Source organism: Bacteroides galacturonicus (assembly GCF_003096855.1).
Lineage (GTDB): Bacteria > Bacillota > Clostridia > Lachnospirales > Lachnospiraceae > Lachnospira > Lachnospira rogosae.
On sequence record NZ_QEOA01000005.1, the window covers coordinates 123486 to 141162 of the forward strand.

General features: G+C 33.4%; 16 protein-coding genes. All 16 read right to left on the reverse strand.

Annotation, left to right across the window (positions count from 1 at the left end; all coding sequences use genetic code 11):
- A complete protein-coding gene (locus C7390_RS07415; RefSeq protein ID WP_116443877.1) occupies positions 1-1437 on the reverse strand; it encodes a hypothetical protein in 1437 nt (478 codons plus the stop codon).
- Positions 1438-1448: 11 nt separating this feature from the next.
- Positions 1449-2162, reverse strand: coding sequence for a hypothetical protein (locus C7390_RS07420; protein ID WP_318295600.1), 714 nt, complete (start codon positions 2160-2162; stop codon positions 1449-1451).
- A gap of 131 nt (positions 2163-2293) precedes the next feature.
- Entirely contained in the window at positions 2294-3022 is a 729-nt protein-coding gene (locus C7390_RS07425; RefSeq protein ID WP_116443879.1) for a hypothetical protein, read from the reverse strand.
- A 398-nt stretch (positions 3023-3420) separates the two neighbouring features.
- Complete coding sequence (locus C7390_RS07430; RefSeq protein ID WP_116443880.1) at positions 3421-4491, reverse strand: radical SAM/SPASM domain-containing protein; 1071 nt, start codon at positions 4489-4491, stop codon at positions 3421-3423.
- Complete coding sequence (locus C7390_RS07435) at positions 4492-5643, reverse strand: hypothetical protein (RefSeq protein WP_116443881.1); 1152 nt, start codon at positions 5641-5643, stop codon at positions 4492-4494.
- Between the two features lie 233 nt (positions 5644-5876).
- Entirely contained in the window at positions 5877-7007 is a 1131-nt protein-coding gene (locus tag C7390_RS07440) for a tyrosine-type recombinase/integrase (protein WP_116443882.1), read from the reverse strand.
- Between the two features lie 827 nt (positions 7008-7834).
- A complete protein-coding gene (locus C7390_RS07445) occupies positions 7835-8500 on the reverse strand; it encodes a hypothetical protein (protein ID WP_116443883.1) in 666 nt (221 codons plus the stop codon).
- Between the two features lie 147 nt (positions 8501-8647).
- On the reverse strand, positions 8648-8833 hold the full coding sequence (locus C7390_RS13665; RefSeq protein WP_318295601.1) for an RNA methyltransferase: 186 nt from the start codon (positions 8831-8833) through the stop codon (positions 8648-8650).
- A 78-nt stretch (positions 8834-8911) separates the two neighbouring features.
- Positions 8912-10297, reverse strand: a complete 1386-nt coding sequence (gene rlmD / locus C7390_RS07450) for a 23S rRNA (uracil(1939)-C(5))-methyltransferase RlmD (RefSeq protein ID WP_318295602.1) — start codon at positions 10295-10297, stop codon at positions 8912-8914.
- 136 nt (positions 10298-10433) lie between these two features.
- Positions 10434-10697, reverse strand: coding sequence for a hypothetical protein (locus tag C7390_RS07455; RefSeq protein ID WP_022502282.1), 264 nt, complete (start codon positions 10695-10697; stop codon positions 10434-10436).
- 72 nt (positions 10698-10769) lie between these two features.
- Complete coding sequence (locus C7390_RS07460; RefSeq protein WP_318295603.1) at positions 10770-13400, reverse strand: ATP-dependent helicase; 2631 nt, start codon at positions 13398-13400, stop codon at positions 10770-10772.
- A gap of 265 nt (positions 13401-13665) precedes the next feature.
- Positions 13666-14727, reverse strand: coding sequence for an FKBP-type peptidyl-prolyl cis-trans isomerase (locus tag C7390_RS07465; protein ID WP_318255812.1), 1062 nt, complete (start codon positions 14725-14727; stop codon positions 13666-13668).
- A 209-nt stretch (positions 14728-14936) separates the two neighbouring features.
- Complete coding sequence (rplT, locus tag C7390_RS07470; protein ID WP_022502285.1) at positions 14937-15293, reverse strand: 50S ribosomal protein L20; 357 nt, start codon at positions 15291-15293, stop codon at positions 14937-14939.
- Between the two features lie 42 nt (positions 15294-15335).
- Positions 15336-15533, reverse strand: a complete 198-nt coding sequence (gene rpmI / locus C7390_RS07475; RefSeq protein WP_021867234.1) for a 50S ribosomal protein L35 — start codon at positions 15531-15533, stop codon at positions 15336-15338.
- A gap of 43 nt (positions 15534-15576) precedes the next feature.
- The gene (gene infC, locus C7390_RS07480; RefSeq protein WP_055176183.1) at positions 15577-16071 is read right to left on the reverse strand and encodes a translation initiation factor IF-3; all 495 of its coding nucleotides are present in this window, start codon (positions 16069-16071) and stop codon (positions 15577-15579) included.
- A gap of 249 nt (positions 16072-16320) precedes the next feature.
- Complete coding sequence (locus C7390_RS07485) at positions 16321-17586, reverse strand: peptidoglycan-binding protein (RefSeq protein WP_242858642.1); 1266 nt, start codon at positions 17584-17586, stop codon at positions 16321-16323.
- Positions 17587-17677 lie beyond the last annotated feature (91 nt).

The window sequence follows — 17677 nt, forward strand, 5'->3', positions numbered from 1 at the left end:
TTATGAGTCAATATGCATTACTTTACGACCATGCTGTTCATAAAAGCCCATTGAAATATCAGCATTTCTTCCAAATCCAGTACTATAAATTTTCTTCTTTCGTTTACTATGTGTTTTAGATATCGAAATATTCATAACTGTATCTTCTGATACAGGTGTACAACTTTCATTAACAATATGAATATTATTCTCTTCCATTTTTTCCTTAATTTGTGGATATAACGAACATAATGCTCCCTGCTGTTCTACCTGCTTCTGAACCTCTTCTTTTGTTGGCTGTTCTTCTCCTATTCCAACAACCTGAATCATAACCGCATCCTTGCTAACTGAAGAACAAATATTAATATTATCATTAGAAAATACTATCCTTGAATTTTTATTATCTTCACCTATATTATATGAAACCACACTATCATATCCATATTCTTTCATTATATTGCTAATAGTGTCTTCAACATACATTCTGTATGCTTTATCAGATGCCTGTCTAGTTAAATCATTTATTATATTTTCAAGCTTGTCATTATCCATATTCTTGATATTATTTTGAGGCTCTGTTTCAAGATACTCACATAAAAATTGATATTGCCCTAACATCTGTTTCTTTTTAGTATCTTTCAATATTTCATCTGATAATGAATAAGCTATACTTTTCTCTAAAATGTGATAATATGTAATAATACTTACAAGTATATTTTTTCTAGCTGAAACAGAATATTTTCCTTTTTTATTTATATTATCTACATCCTCTAAAATCATTTTTACATATTTTTTATCTTCGGAAGTTAAAATATCCATTTCCCTTATTTCTGTTACACCTTCTTTTATGGTATTTAGCAACACATAATCTTCTGACGGCAAATCAATTTCTTCAATATTCTTTTCACCATCAGCATCATCCAATATAGACGCAAATACCTTAGTTCTTACTGTTCTACTTCTATTTTCTGCAGCACTTTCCTGACTATTATATTCATCAATTTTTTCCTTCTGAATTTTTAATTGCTTTTCATATTCCTCTTTTTGAATAATTTTTTTAATCGAATCAATTTTATCTAATATATCTCTCATTAATTCTCTTTTTACTCTCGGCAATTCCTTTATTCTGGAAACAATGAGATTATTAAGTTCTGTAATAGATTTCTCGCTTATTATTGTATTACTTAACAAAATAGAGTTTAGCTTAATCAAGTAATTGTTTTGTATCTTTATAAGTGAATTATGTAAATACTCAACTTTGTCCTGTTGAATACTAGTATTATTCATTGTCTCATTCACATAATTTTTAATCCATATCATTTCATTTTGAATATCAATATTTATAGACTGAATTTGACTAGAAAAATAATTTTCCTTTCCAATAGTATTCAATCGATTATTAATTCTTTGAATAACTTTAGGATCATTTGTTATGTGCATTAACTTTGGTCCACTCATTTCTTACCTCTTTATTTTTTCCTTTTTGTAGTTATACTTTTAACAATAAAATATATACCCATTAACACAATTATTATGCCTGCTATTCCACTAAAGGACTGCATTACATCGGATAAAACATTATTAACCCCACCATATTGCAAATCCATTGCATACATAAATACTAAAATAACAATAGACGATGATATAGAAGCTGTTATTGCCTTTCCTATATTTGATTGTTTTAATGAATCTAATATGTAAGCATTCACAAATGCCTCTTGCTTTGTTCCTGTAATCGTTTTTATAATTAATAATGGTGTAACTACTATACTTCCTCCAGTAATAATGCATTCAATCGCATAAACTGCTAATTTAAAAAATATGTTTTTCTCTATAAATTGCATTATAAATCCATATATAAGAATTCCTATAAAGACAATAATGAATTTGCTTGTCAATATTCCTATAAATCCTGCCTTATCAAAACTCATAATATTTGAAACCCAATTGATTAATAATACTAATGTAACTAACTGTATAAAATCTAATGCAAAACCACCTGCTGAAGCCTTAAGATAACTTTTTAGTGTTCCATATTTAACAATACCATTCCAAAAAGGAATATTTAACTTGATTATTTCTGAATTTTTTGCTGAGAAAATAACTATTATCATTGAATATATAACAATTGCTGTAACACAATTATTAATTATTTGCATTCCTTTATTTTCATCACCAGTCAAATTACACAACAGTCCAAACAATATAAACAATACAAATAAACATCCTAGAAAATTCCCTACCATATTATGTCGTCCGCTTTCTTATTATATTTTTATAACTATTTCGATATACAAAAAGCAATACATATACTTTATTTATCATCACTCATAATAATATAATCCATAAGCATTTGTTTTTTTTCAAATCCCAGCCATCCAAATAATCCTTTTATGAAATCAGTTTCTGGTTGTATATCTCTTAATAATTTCATATAAGTTATAATATCTTCATCAAATGATTCTAATGTATATCCATTTGCCTCATAAAATGCTGCTGCTATTAACATATTGGGAGTTTTACAATAAACCTCTTTTCCATTCTTTTTTCCGCTTCTAACTGCAAAATATTTATTGTATAATTTATTATATAATAATAAAAAAGCACTATAATATTCATCATTCACATCAGAATTGATTGCAATTCCAATTATTGACTCTTTATATAATGTTATTTGTTCATCACTCAGCTCATTTAAAAATAATTTTGAACATATATACAATAATTCCTCTTCTGTTGATTTTTCATCATTATAAACTTCTATGGCATTCTTTCGATTTTCCAAAATTTTGTTTACAATATTTAAATACTCATTTGATTTATCACTAAAATTCTGTATTTGCTGCTCCAATGAAATATCTGTAACAAATGAGTATTCTAATCTTTCTCTGATTGAAAATTTGATTCTATTTTTATTACTTATTATTTTTATTTCATTCATTGATATATTGTTATCTATATAATTATAAATATCTTCCATATCATACTCATTAAAAAACATTTTTATAACTGTTCTTATCTGTTCTAAATTCTTATTTTGCATAACGAATCTCCTTTTAATCCTGTCTAGTAATATGAACAACTATCATTTGTCCATAAAACACCATCGTAATATTTCTATAAATTATATTTCTAAATCAACATTTTTCCGTTATTTCCAATGATACATCCTATAAAATGCATTAATATACCTATGGAAAACCGCCAACTATGTCAAAGCATAATTGGCGGTCATAACTACCATTGCTTATTTACTTACCACGTTGCACCATCGCGATAGTAACAGCAGGAATTACTACACTTAGAAGGTCCATCTGCAGAATTATCCCTATGACTACCTTTAACATTCAAAGATACAGCAGTGACCTCAGGTTTTTTGTATTCCATATTCATTCTCCTTTCGATATTATTTCCAAACTCTGTATAGCAGTGTTTAGGAGCTCAATCAATTGAGTTACACATATTAACTCGTAAATGTGTTAACTGACAAACTGTCTCAGCTGGTGTGTTATAGTCTCCAGTTGATAAATAATTTACTACAATGCAAGGACTGCACATCATCAAATACTTACATTTTAGGCATTTATTATTTTTTGAAGCTTTCTCTTTAAGTAATAATTTATAATCAGCCCATGCAATATTAAAATCGTCTGACAAGAGATTCCACTTCTTAAATCTGCATTTATGACACGGATTAAGATAGCCCTGATAATCAACAAGAAAATTTGAAATAGCCATATCACATAAATACAACGGAACATCTTTTTGATTAACAAAAGGATTCGGAATTTCTGAAAGTCGTCTATATTCTTCTTTTTTTCCAGGTATTTCTTTTTCAATTTCAATTATTTTTTCAAGTGATATCATATGATTTTTAGTGCACTCATTTCCATTCAAGGTAGGAAACAGCTCCATAGAATAGGAAAACTCTGCACCATACCTTTCAGCAAGCGAACAAATTGCAGGATAATCATCTTGATTTTCTCGCATACCAATATATTTTATTTCAAAGTGAATCGAATTTTGTGATAACATCTTGAGCGTATTTATCACCTTATTGTACATTCCATTCTGACCAGTTACTCGAAAATAGCTTTCTTCATCTTTTCCATATATACTAATGCTTATAGATGCTGGTGGATACTTATTAAAGATTTCAATTGCCTTGGAATCAATCAATGTTCCATTTGTCAACAACTCAATAATAAAGCCTTTTTTCTTTGCGTAAATATATATTTCAAAAAAATCTGACCTAGTTAAAATTTCTCCACCTGTGAAATACAAAAACAATACCCCAACATCAAATAGTTTATCAATAATATACTTAACTTCTTCTGTCGTAAGCAATGTATGCTTTTCTTGATCCTGTAAATAACAATGAACGCATCGTAAATTACAATAAGGTGTTAGTTCAATCCCTCCTACATGAGGATGCCTTTTAGGTATCCAAACTTTTTCTCTGATTTGCTCAATAGAATTATCATTTTTAACAAGCGATTCCTCCGCAAACAATTACACCACCTCCATTAGATACCCTTTGGATTCAAGATTCTCAACAAACATTTTGCAATCAGAATAAATAACCGGATATAATTCTGCATTATAATTTTTTATCAATGACCGCAAATATGATACAATACCATCAAGAGTACAAACCCCATTTGTCATCAAATATTTGATGATAACTTGACCTGTCTCATTAACAGAAAATAATTCTTGAAAATCGTAATATTGTTTTTCATATATATCAATTAAAAAAGAGATTCCACCAATATCCCGAAGGACAAGTCCTTCTCGCATTGAAAAATATGTCTTTTGATATTTTGTCTGACTTTTCATATACATATTAATACTTTCATCTCCATTAGAAAAACCACTTGAAACCTGCAATAAATTACACTGAAAATTTTTTATGTTATGTATGATTGTACATAACGCATCAACATTACAAACGTACTGTGAATATTTTTTTAGTTTTAAAAGCAATTCCGACATATCATCACCTCCGGGGATTTCACAAAGGTAGTATTTTATCTTCACTGAATAATTGTCTGAAATATCCACTCCAATGCATCTTAACCCAGCAGACTTAGTTAAAATTAAATCACGTACAATTTGAAATGTTGCATCTCTTTTTATTATTGGACATTGCTCACAGTAATTAATGTAGTCAGTATCATAACGCTTTGACTCATCTGTTGTAAAAGTTTTGAAATAGAAACGTATGTTATTATAATTTAAAGATTTACACATTTTCGAAAAGCCACAATAATATAATGGATGATAATCATCGAAACTTTTTATTATAGAATCCATATTTCTCAAATGGTCTAATAGCTCCTTTTGTTTAAGAGTTAACCTATATCCCTGACATAAATAATCAATCAATCTTAATTCCTGTTGTTTATTACTAATATTTACTCGTACATAAAATCGATCTAACGTGCTACTTTCACCAACCATTTTTTCAGATATACCATAACTATTGATGCCACGAGTAAAATTAATAAAATTTATATCAGCTTCAGTTAATGATGATTCAAAAAATTTATGTCCATCCAAATAGTATATATCTTCGAAAAGATCACCTGATTTTGCTTTTATACAAACATAATCAATATGACTCCAATCCTTAATTTCAGAAATTGACTTTTTTTCAAACATAATTTATCCTTTCACATTTGTGTGTTGTATTATGTGCTTATCACATACCCACATCCATTTATATATGCGATTATTCTATCAATAACTGTTTTCTAACTAATTGAATATGAACTGTAGACTAATTATCTTAAATCTAAGATTTTAAACTACTGTTTCTTTCGTAGAGTATTACACTTTGCGAAAGAAAAGCCTGGAAATGTTGATTCTCAACAATTTCCAAGCTTTAAGATGGTTTATTTGACGGCTAATAGATTTGAAAGTTTATTCATATTTTGCTGCTTAAGATACATAGATGGATGTACATATCTATTAAGTGTTATATTCACATTTGCATGACCAAGAATTTCACTCAGACTTTTTATATCAAAACCAAGTTCAATGCACTGGGTAGCAAATGTATGACGTAATATATGGAAATTTGCATTTTCAATATTACACAGCTTTAAAATGCGCTTAAAATAATTCTGCATAGTTCGTGGCTCAACATAATGAACTGAATTACCAGATAATATGTACGCATTTTTGTTTTCTGATTTATTTAAATATGGCATAAGAATATCCGGGATTGGAATATCTCTTACCGAGCATTGACTCTTTGGAGCAGTAATCTGTATGGTTGTTTTATTGCTCCCATCTAATGTTTGGAGTCTTTGCATTGTTTTATGAATATGTAAAATTTTTTTTTCAAAAGAAAAGTCTCCCCAAGTAAGAGCACATAGTTCACCTATTCGGATTCCTGTAAATGCACAGATTAAAATCCCTTGATTTAAAAGATTAGGTTCATTCTGAAGATACTCTATCAATCGCTTATAATCCGTTGTTTCAAGTGTCTTAACCGGAGTATTTTTCTGCTTTACAGCTACATTCATTGCTGATAAATCCACAACATATTTACATCTGGATGCATACTTTAAAATTGCCTTTATTACTGCTAAAATGTCTGCAACTGTTTTTCTTGATAATCCAGTTTCTTTTTTACCTCCAGTTGATAATAATTCAGATACATACGATGATAATAGTGCATAATCAATAGAACTAGTAGCTATATCTCCCAAAGGCATAATAATATAGGTTGAAATTATATTCCTATACCTGATATAAGAAGATTCTTTTATTGATGGTCTAATATCAGCAAGCCATAATTCACATATTTCCTTAAATAATACAACTTGTTCTACAACCTTTTGTACATTTGCTTCTTGATAACACTGCACCTTTTCAAACTCTAATTTCTTTTTTACTTCCAAATATGATTTTCCATAGATATAGCCATATTTTGCAACGTCTGAAGTCCGTTGCTTTATAAATCGCCCTTCCCATCTGCCGTCTTTGCGTTTATAAATATTTTCGCCTTTTCGTGGCATTGTATCACCTCCTGCCTATGACTATAAAACTGACGGCAAATCCTTTAGTTTGTCAATTAATTTTATAAAATATTTTTTGATTTACTACATTACAAAAGGTGGCATATTGACAAAAACAGTGTCAAATGCTAAACTTTCGGTAAAGAAATCAAAAAATGTATTTATATTTATTCGCAAAGTGTAATACTCTACGAATATTTTAGTCTATATATCTTGTGAAATATATCTCTTTTACTTGTTTTTCCACATTATAAATTTTTAAGAATGACCTTATTCTTGTATATTGATTTCATTCGTTTTTTTTATAAAAGTATTTAATTGCATTATAGTAACTTCTTGCTCAGTAATAATTAGCTCATCACACACTCTTAATATTTGATATCTCATACTACAAACATTTTTCTATATGCGAATCTGTAAAAATATTTACTAATTTCCATAAAATCATTCTACTAACAATAGATTATAATCTTATTTATGCTTTTATCTAAATGCTGCTTGCTTGTATTTGTTCTGTGATAATAATAACTCTTTATATAACTATTCACTTTTTTATCAATATTGAAATGTACACTTTTTGAAACTACAAAAAAAGGACTGATAAACAGTCCCGAAATGTATGGACATCCTTTTACGGAACGTCCCAGTATTTATGTATGCTTTTTGACACCACCTCCTTAAAAATGGGTATAAAATAAAGAAGGTATTTTCAACCTCCTTCTCTGACTACTTATGACTATTAAGAAATGACACCACCTCAACCCTTGATTTATCGTCATGGACGAAGCGGTGTCAATACTTGTAATTTTTGAATCCTTTTAAAACTCTTAGGTGGATTCTAGTTTTTCTAGTGCATTGCTCACTTCTATACTTAATCCTTCTACTCTCCTATATGCTAATTCTCCCATACTTAGGTCATACACTAGTTTCTTTTTCATTTCAGCCTCTATATGAACAGTATTTCTGTATTCATATAATTTGACTAAATCATCTGCCAATCCTTCACTTATCAGATTCAGCTCTAATAATGCTGCTACTTTTTGTTCATAGCGAATTTTAGTTTTATCAACAGCTTGAACCTTATTATAGCATGGAATAATATCTTTTTTATCATGTTCCAGTTCTTTGGCTATTTTTTCCAATTTATGTCCTGGTATTCCAATTTTGACCAAGCGTTCTTGAAACAGAAGATTTTTTACTGTATTCGTTTCCTCAAATAGTTCAAACAACAAATAATTAACAACAGCCTCTTGAATAGACACATACATTATTACCTGTGTCTTTATCTGAGCTAATAAAAGCTCGTCCGAAGCTTGTAAACCCTCAAAGAATTTATAAATTTTTCTCGCATTTATAAATTCTACAATAAGTCTATCTCTCAAACTTTTATTCTCAATAAATGGATAAAAATGTGACTCATACCACTCTTTATTAGGTAAATGTCCTGATATATAATTCTCTAGTTCTTTTTTAGTCTCACTTGTAAATGCCATTTTCTCCTATCTCCTTTGTCGTAATACTTACTTAATATTAATCGATTTTGAGTTTGATATAAAAATCCTGTCCCTACTTTAAGATTGACTTAATTACTGCTTCGAGAGGAACTTTTTATAATAATGCTGTGGCATACTAATATACAGTTACCAAATCAGCTCGAAATGCCTCAACGCATCCTTAATATACTCCACCTTCTCCTGTGGACACCGCTTTACCTCTGGATTCTCTTTCTTAGACTTATTGTAATTCTCGCCTATGTCCAGACCACACATCCGCTTCACCTGTGCAATATAAGAAGTATGCACATTCACACCATACTTATCCTTCACATATTCCTTAATCTTTTAATAAGTAGCCTTTTATTGTGGTGTATAATTCCTCTCTTCTTCAAGCTACATCATAATCTTCTACATATCATTTCGCGACAACAGTACCACCGTCTCAACATGCCCCGTATTCGGAAACATATCCACGCAGCACCCCTTCTTAACCTCATACCCGCTCTCCTGCAACATAACCAGATCTCTTGCAAGACTTGTAGGCTTGCAGGAAATATACACCATTGACTCCACGCCATAGTCAATTATCTTCTTAAGTGCCTTTGGATTGATACCATCTCTTGGTGGGTCGAGGACGATAAAGTCTGGCTTGTCCTTTATGTTATCGAGAGCGTTAAGCACATCATCTGCGATGAATTCGCAGTTATCAAGACCATTTATGCCGGCATTAATCTTGGCAGCTTCTACGGCTTCTGGTATTATCTCAACGCCGATGACTTTCTTTGCAACTGGGGCTAACATCTGCGCTATTGTTCCTGTTCCGCTGTACAGGTCAAAGATTACCTTGTCTTTGGTTGTTCCGACATAATCTCTTGCCTTTGAGTACAGGACTTCTGCACCAAGTGAGTTAGTCTGGAAGAATGAAAATGTTGTAATCTTGAATTTAAGTCCAAGAAGTTCTTCTTCAATATAATCCCTTCCGAATACTATCTCTGTCTTTTGGTTGATTACCGCATCGGCAACACTGTCATTGTAGGTGTGCAGGAAGCCGGTTATCTCTCCGTCAAGTGACAGTGCTTTTAATCTGTCTGCAAGTTCGTCCATAGGGATATCATTAATTGTAGTTGTCACAATATCCACAAGGATTTGTCCTGTCTTTACAGCTTTTCTTACAAGCAAATGTCTAAGATACCCTTCGTGCTTCATTTTATGGTAATAAGTGAGATTTTTCTCTAGTGCATAATCATATACACACTTGAGTATTTTTCTGTAATCATTATCCACAATCTTACAGCCTGTTACTGTTACTATATCATACATACTGTTTCTCTTATGTAAACCGAGGGCTATCGGACCATCTTTTACCTCATCGCCAAATGAGAATTCCATTTTGTTACGGTATTCACTTGATACAGGGCTTCCAATTATTCCCTCCCACTCATATTCTGTATTAATAACAGGAGCAAGAAGCTTCTTCACTGCATTTTCTTTCATCTTTAACTGTTCTTCGTACCTTACAGTCTGATATACGCAGCCACCACATTTACCAAAATGCTCACATCTTTCGTTAGTTTCTGTATCTGCCTGACAGACAACTTCAAGAAGCCTTCCTTCACATTTGCCGTGCTTCTTCTTGTTTACCATAAATTTAACTGTCTGTCCCGGTATTGAATTCTTTACAACAGCCTTTTCCTCTATAGTCTGTCCGTCTTCCTCTGTCTTAACTATTACATTTCCCTTATTAGGAAAATCCACGCTTTCTACATAACCTGTATATATGCCGCCTTTTTTCATCTTTTATCTCCAATCCTTCTATATAATCAATCAGGAAACTAACCCTGTCCTCCCACATCACCGAACATCTAAAAAACCACTGGCTGTAAGCCAGCCAGTGGTCTTTGTCTTAATCATTCTTTAATTGGCAGAATAATTAGTTCTCGAATTCATCATCATCTTCAAAGTCTTCATCAAAGTCGTCATCATCAAAATCATCATCAAAATCATCAAGATAATCTGGTGTGAAGTATCTATAGATTGCATATACGATAGCTGCTAATGCTGCAACCGCTCCAATAACTGCTAATACTATGATAATTACATTACTTTTCTTCTTGCTCTCTTCTACATCTTTCTTGTGAAGAAGTTCATTGAGCTTGCTTGCCGCAATAAGCTCTTCAATCTTATCCTTATTCATAACAACCGCTCCTTTCAAAACACTTTTAAAGTAAATATATTGTATCACAACATATTTTATTTGTCACCATATTTAGGCTTTTTTAAGCTTAGCAAAGCCTGCAAGCATTTTCTTTAAACCATACTCATCAAATGTTACAGTTACCATATAATCTCTTGTGCCATTATCAATTGAAATTACTTTTCCTTTTCCAAACTTGGCATGAACCACGGTATCGCCAACACCATATCCAAGTCCAGATGTTCCACCAGCACTGCCAACAGAGGCAGTCAAACCCGCTGTGCCATATGAAGTACCTGCATAACTTCCGCCTGATACAGATTTTCCACCAGCTGTCAATCTACCGACAGTTCCACTGCCTCCAGCTCCATCAGCCTTTAATGACTTCTTCAAATCAAATATATCCATAGGAAATTCTTTACCAAAACCAACCTTAGTATTCGCCTTTCCCCCGATTTCCTTTCTCACAGAAGAACTGCTGCCCACATATGACGAACCCCCGCCATACGATGAACCACTTCCATATGGTGAGCCGCTTCCCGCGTATGGGCTTCCTGTTCGCTGGGCTGGTGAGCCGCCTGACCTGTAACCTGCTGAGGTTGAGCCGCCGATTGATACACGTTTTGGTTCTTTATAATTCACATTGCCTGAACCGTATCTGTTAAGAGCGGCTTTGGCATTGGCTCTGATATTATACGAACGTGTTTCCTCTGAGTCATCTTTTCCTCCATATGCAATCTTACCTTTATTATATCCTGAACTATTATTTTCTATGTGCATATATTCTTCGGGAATTTCTTTAATAAAGCGTGATACTTTATTCATCTGTGTTTCACCGCGTACCATACGCATCTTCGCACTGCTTAAATTAAGTATCTTCTCTGCTCTTGTTATTCCTACATAGCAAAGTCGTCTTTCTTCCTCTATCTCTGCAGGGTCATCTGACACTATTGTCATATAACTTGGAAAAAGGCCATCTTCCATTCCTGTCATATACACAATAGGGAATTCAAGACCTTTGGCACTATGTAATGTCATAAGCATTACCTGCTTATCTGACTCATTAAGATTATCAATATCTGCTATGAGTGCAACTTCTTCAAGGAAACCGCTTAATGTAGGAGTTTCTTCCTTCTGTCGGCAACTCTCCTCATAGCTTACTATTTTGTTAATCAATTCATCTATATTTTCCTGTCTTGCTTCTATTTCTTCTGCTGTTTCGCTCTCTGCAAGACATTCTATATATCTTGTATCACTTACAACAGTTTCGGCAAGTTCTTTTATGCTCATAAATTCCTGCTTTGCCTTAAGTGAACCTATAAGTGTAACAAATGGCTCTAACTTTCCAACACCTCGTTTTATCGTATCGATATGCTCAGCATCGCACAGAGCCTGCCAGAATGTTATGTCATTCTGGTCTGCATATTCCTGAACTCGTTCAATTGTTGTCGCACCAATTCCACGCTTTGGAACATTGATAATACGCTTTACTGCCTGTCCGTCCATACCATTGTCTATAGTCTTTAAATATGCAAGTATATCTTTTATTTCCTTACGCTGATAAAAGCTTATTCCGCCATATATACGGTATGGTATATTCTTTAACATAAGTTTTTCTTCCAACGCTCTAGACTGTGCATTAGTCCTGTATAATATGGCAATATCGTTGTAATTCCAGCCGTCCCTTACCATAGAACTTATGCTGTCAACAACACCCTGTGCCTCATCATATCCATTTTCATAAAGTGTATAATTAACCTTTTCACCCTCGCCATTCTCTGTCCACAGACTCTTTGCTTTTCTTCCTATATTGTTGCTTATGACCGCATTGGCTGCATTAAGAATTGTCTGTGTTGAACGATAATTCTGCTCAAGCTTTATTACTTTAGTTCCTGCAAATGTATTCTCAAAATTCAATATATTGGTAATATTGGCACCCCTGAACTTGTATATTGACTGATCATCATCCCCAACCACGCAGAGATTGCCATATTTGGCGGCAAGCATTGATATAAGCTTAAACTGCGATGTATTAGTATCCTGATACTCATCAACCATAATATACTTAAATCGTTCCTGATAATAATTAAGTACTTCAGCATCATTTTCCAATAATTCTACTGTCTTGTATATTAAATCATCAAAATCAAGTGCATTATTAAGCTTTAATGTCTTCTGATACTCCCTGTATACATTGGCAATTCTCTTGCCGTTGTAGTCACCACCTGCCTCAAGCTCCATCTGATCCGGACTCATAAGCTCATCTTTGGCGTGCGATATCGCATTCATAATTGTTTTTTCCTTGAGCATCTTCGTATCTATATTGAACTTCTTACATATATCCTTTATAACACTCTTGACGTCATCTGTATCATATATTGTAAATGTATTGGAATAACCAATTCTATCTATATAACGCCTGAGAATCCGCACACAGGTAGAGTGGAAGGTGCTTACCCACACTTCGCCAGCCTGCTGTCCTACTGTCGCATCAACTCTCTCTCTCATCTCCCTTGCCGCTTTATTAGTAAATGTAATAGCAAGTATATTATATGGTGCTACACCACAATCATCTATAAGATAGGCTATCCTGTTAGTAAGAACTCTTGTCTTTCCAGAACCTGCACCCGCTATAATAAGAAGCGGACCCTCTGTCCTTTTAACCGCTCTTTTCTGGCAGTCATTTAAACCATCTAAATTCATATACTCTCCAATCCAATGTGTGATTATACTCACACTATCTCCACTTTAACTTACAAATGCACTTAATTAAAATCAACAGTACATCTAAACTTAACCTTCATATGCTGTGCATACACAATATCATAATTTAGTATAACAAATGTTCGATAATTTTAAAAGCAAAAAATCAGAAACCATCGTCTGAATTAGTATATAATTAAATATATTTATCCAGCTATGATTTCTGATTTATAATGTATGTTCAACAAATGTATTCTTATATATCCTACTTCTCTGTTATGACTGCATTATCCATTACTAAATTCTGTGCCTTCTTAACAAGCATAGACTTAACAATAGTTTCTTTGTCATATTTATCTGTAAATGTATCTACCTTTGAATAACCGCTGTCCTTAGCGAACTGCTCAAGGTCATCCTTGTATTCATAATCTGTAATTGCAAGACATTCCTTTTCTGCAATTGCCTGATATACAAGCTGCTGTCCTGCTGATGCCTTAACGAATTCATCAAATGTCATGCCATAAAGGTTCTGGCAATATTCATCATTAGTCTTACCCTGAAGTGTACTGTAAAAGCTTATTGATTCCTCAAGCTTTGATGACTGCTGTGCAAGGAATTCCTCTGGATAACCTGTAACCTTGCATTTGTCAAGGAGCTGGGTAAGTATTGCTTCATTCTTAGCTTCTGTTATCTTAGTTTCTATTGTTCCACTGACATCATTCTTAACATGTGCCTTATATGAATCAACTGTTTCGCAGTTGAACGCACTCTTAACAAAAGCATCTGTAAGCATAGGAACATTAGCCTGCTGTACATAACTCATTGTAAGCTCGAATACAACTCTCTTGCCAGCATAATCAGAATACTTTGAATTCTCTGGAAGTGTGATTGTTATTACCTTAGTCTGTCCTGCAACCATTCCATATAATTCTTCATCTAAGCCAGTTCCTGCAACAGGGAAAGCATCCTTACCAAGTGTCATACTATAATCAGAACCAGTAAAATCATCTATTGAAAGTCCGCCTGATGTACCAGTATAACCAAATGTAACCTTATCGCCTTTCTGTGCTTCCCTGTTAACATCTGTATATGTTGTCTCACTTTCAAGCTGTTCTGCAATCTTATCATCTATAACCTGATTAGTTATGGCTGTTACATCAACCTCAGCCTGAATTCCCTTATAATCTCCAAGCTCTACATAATCAGTTGGATTGTATCCATAATCTACCTTTATCTTACTGTTACAGGCTGTTGTCATCATAACTGACATAACCATAGCTGCTGTAACAGCATATTTTACAACTTTATTCTTTAATACTTTTCTCATAACCTGTCTCCACATTAAATATTGCCGTAACACCGACTTATAAACTATACCACAATATCACATTTAAAACCAGTATTATGCAAATGTTTCACAATATTATCACAAAAAAAGGCAAAAAGCCCAATCTGATATGCTCCCGAATTACTGGAACACATCAATTCGCTTTCTGCCTTTTATATAACTGGTATTAATACCAATATAAATCTTAATTAAGCAAGCTTAGCCTTAGCTACTTCTGCTAACTTAGCAAATCCTTCTGCATCGTTTACAGCCATCTCAGCTAATACCTTTCTGTTAAGGTCGATGTTAGCTAACTTTAAACCATACATAAACTTGCTGTATGAAAGACCGTTCATTCTTGCTGCAGCATTGATTCTTGCAATCCATAACTGTCTGAACTGTCTCTTCTTCTGCTTTCTACCCTTGTAACTCTCTGTAAGAGCTCTCATTACAGACTGCTTAGCAACTCTGTACTGCTTAGATCTAGCTCCTCTATAACCCTTAGCGAGCTTTAATACTCTGTTATGCTTCTTCTTTGCGTTCATACCGCCTTTAATTCTTGCCATTTCTTAATTTCCTCCTAATAATCAATCACAGACATCCATATCTTATAAATATGGCATAATCTTCTTCATTGTCTTTACATTAGTTGCATCTGTCATAGCTGCATGTCTAAGATTTCTCTTTCTCTTAGTAGTCTTCTTTGTAAGAATATGGCTCTTGTAAGCTTTCATTCTCTTTAATTTACCTGTTCCAGTTACTTTAAAACGCTTTGCAGCTGCTCTTTTTGTCTTTACCTTTGGCATAATAATCCTCCTAATTTAATTCTCATATGGAATAAATAATATTTTAACGTTTTTCAGTTAAAAACATAGTCATGCTCCTGCCTTCTAACTTTGGAGCTTTGTCTACTACTGCAATATCACTTAACTTCTCAGCAAAATCTTCTAATATATGCTTGCTGGAATCGATATGTGCCATCTCACGGCCTCTAAATCTTAAAGATACCTTTACTTTATCGCCTTTCTCGATGAACTTTCTTGCCGAATTACACTTAGTATTCAAATCATTAACATCTATGTTAGGTGACAAACGAACTTCTTTGACTTCTATTGTTCTCTGCTTCTTCTTAGCTTCCTTCTCTTTTCTGACAAGTTCATACTTATACTTGCCATAATCCACAAGCTTACATACAGGTGGCTTTGCAGATGGGGCAATCTTTACTAAATCAACCTCTGCCTCTCTTGCCAGTTTCATAGCATCCTTAGGAGACATAACTCCAAGCTGCTGTCCTTCTTCTCCAATAACACGAACTTCCTTATCACGGATCTGCTCGTTAATCATTAATTCGCTAATAGTAGTGCACCTCCAAAATCAAAAAAAGTGGATAGTCAGACTATCCACTTTTTAATCATAATGCATCTTAATTGCTGTTTATCATGCACATTCTTAAAAATATAAACCCAAGTCGCCCGATTGCGCTAAGGTGAGAGTGGATACTCTGCTTTGTTTAACAACTATTAGAGTGTATCACTAATAATTATAGCTGTCAACTAATATTTTATATAATTATGAAAATAATTGCAGAAATTTTCAATTAAGCTCTGCAATTCCTGACAGCCTTACATATCTGTCCGATATTCTGTACCATGTTGGGAAATCCACAACACCAGTCTGCGGCATATTATTAATTCTCTGAAACTGCCTTACTGCCTCCGCTGTACGCTCTCCATATATCCCGTCAACCGTCAGTGCCGGTATTGCTGTGTAATAATCCCCTATAAGATTAAGCTGTTCCTGCAGCTGCCTTACCTTCTGCCCTGATGAGCCTATATCAAGATCTGCACCGGGCCACGATGACGGAATACCCTGTATCTGTTCAGCCGTATTAATGTACATATTATCTCCATAATAATATCTTAATATATCTATTGAGGAATATCCCTGATCACCCAGATATTTACTTCCCCATTGTGTCATCCAGTCAGGACAGCTCGATTTCTTTCCATCACAATACTGTGTTAATATCGGCTGTTTTACATTCGGTCTTGACAGATAATTATCAAATATTTCATCCACAACCTGTGAAATACTTTCAAATATATTACGTCCGTTGACCCATTTGTGGTCAAATGCAGTTGATGAGGTTATCGTAAAGTTGTAATTCTGGTTTCTGTACCACTCTGTATACACTCTGTTTAATGTAAAGGACATAATTGCTAAAATATTAGCTTCCAACGTCTGTCTTGGCCATGTCGAATATATTTCACTGCTCGCTACATTTTTAATATAATCCTTGTACCTCACATAATAATCAAGTGCTGTGGAGTCTGTAGGAACACCATCGTGCACAACTATTGTTTCTGGTATTACAACGCGGCTTAACACAATCTCCCCCGACTGGCGTACCGGCTTAATCTCGGTCTCTGGTATCTTGGCAGGATAGCTGCCATACAGCGTATTAACTGGAATTACAATATTATTCTCAGGAATCTCCCTGTTATCCTCATTCAAATACACATTCTGAATACTTGTTTCCCCTGAGAATACATCAATACCGGATATATTAATCTCCTCGTAACCATCTGCATTAACATCAATAGTGTATTCCGAAAATGGCTGGTTCTCACCTGGTTCCATACTATACTCCACCGGCGGTGTGAGAAGATCATCAAGATTAACTGCTCCTTCTGAGTCAGTAGTTATCTCATTGATAATTCTTTCAGGATTTCCTGTATATGCAAGTGAAATCCTTGCATCTGCCAATGGTGTGCCCTGCTGTTTATCATATACGTTAATGCGCATTTTCCCTTTATCTATTGCATCGGCAGGAGTTTCCATTGTATGTACATACACCATAATCTAATTCCTCTTATATTATTCATTATATTTTTGATTATTATATGTATCTTTATGAAATTTTATGAATAAAATAAACTGATATTTCCTT

What these genes read in the sequence shown, in the direction of transcription:
- rplT (WP_022502285.1), bottom strand. Translation starts at nt 15,293, where the DNA reads ATGGCAAGAATTAAAGGCGGTATGAACGCAAAGAAGAAGCATAACAGA.
- C7390_RS07465 (WP_318255812.1), bottom strand. Translation starts at nt 14,727, where the DNA reads ATGAGAAAAGTATTAAAGAATAAAGTTGTAAAATATGCTGTTACAGCA.
- rpmI (WP_021867234.1), bottom strand. Translation starts at nt 15,533, where the DNA reads ATGCCAAAGGTAAAGACAAAAAGAGCAGCTGCAAAGCGTTTTAAAGTA.
- infC (WP_055176183.1), bottom strand. Translation starts at nt 16,071, where the DNA reads ATGATTAACGAGCAGATCCGTGATAAGGAAGTTCGTGTTATTGGAGAA.
- rlmD (WP_318295602.1), bottom strand. Translation starts at nt 10,297, where the DNA reads ATGAAAAAAGGCGGCATATATACAGGTTATGTAGAAAGCGTGGATTTT.
- C7390_RS07445 (WP_116443883.1), bottom strand. Translation starts at nt 8,500, where the DNA reads ATGGCATTTACAAGTGAGACTAAAAAAGAACTAGAGAATTATATATCA.
- C7390_RS07415 (WP_116443877.1), bottom strand. Translation starts at nt 1,437, where the DNA reads ATGAGTGGACCAAAGTTAATGCACATAACAAATGATCCTAAAGTTATT.
- C7390_RS07460 (WP_318295603.1), bottom strand. Translation starts at nt 13,400, where the DNA reads ATGAATTTAGATGGTTTAAATGACTGCCAGAAAAGAGCGGTTAAAAGG.
- C7390_RS07455 (WP_022502282.1), bottom strand. Translation starts at nt 10,697, where the DNA reads ATGAATAAGGATAAGATTGAAGAGCTTATTGCGGCAAGCAAGCTCAAT.
- C7390_RS07425 (WP_116443879.1), bottom strand. Translation starts at nt 3,022, where the DNA reads ATGCAAAATAAGAATTTAGAACAGATAAGAACAGTTATAAAAATGTTT.
- C7390_RS07435 (WP_116443881.1), bottom strand. Translation starts at nt 5,643, where the DNA reads ATGTTTGAAAAAAAGTCAATTTCTGAAATTAAGGATTGGAGTCATATT.
- C7390_RS07440 (WP_116443882.1), bottom strand. Translation starts at nt 7,007, where the DNA reads ATGCCACGAAAAGGCGAAAATATTTATAAACGCAAAGACGGCAGATGG.
- C7390_RS07485 (WP_242858642.1), bottom strand. Translation starts at nt 17,586, where the DNA reads ATGGTGTATGTACATACAATGGAAACTCCTGCCGATGCAATAGATAAA.